The organism is Halalkalibacter lacteus (assembly GCF_036663595.1).
Taxonomy (GTDB): Bacteria; Bacillota; Bacilli; order Bacillales; family Bacillaceae_D; genus Halalkalibacter; species Halalkalibacter lacteus.
Window position 1 is genome coordinate 1 of record NZ_JAWRVL010000220.1, and the last position, 271, is coordinate 271.

The 271-nt window shown below is 61.6% G+C and carries 1 protein-coding gene; it reads right to left on the bottom strand.

Going from position 1 to position 271, the window contains the following annotated elements; genetic code table 11:
* A partial coding sequence (locus tag SAZ04_RS22150; RefSeq protein WP_332699770.1) for a hypothetical protein occupies positions 1–271 on the bottom strand: 271 nt, incomplete at both ends.

The window sequence follows — 271 nt, forward strand, 5'->3', positions numbered from 1 at the left end:
GTAGCTCGTGCCGAACACCGTGCGGATCGCGAAGAGCATCATCAGGCCGAAGATCGCTCCGCTCGCTACCCAAAGCGAAAGCCAGACCGTCGGATCGATCTCGCTGCCGAATAGCGCGACTCCCGCGATCGCAAAAGGAAGATGTGCGGCTGACCACGCGAGCAGCGTGCACGTCGCGATGACGGCATAGTCTCGGCGCAGCAGCAGGCCGAACGTCGAGAACCCGCCGAACAGGGAAACGAATAGGATCACCGCTGGTACGTAGAAGAGC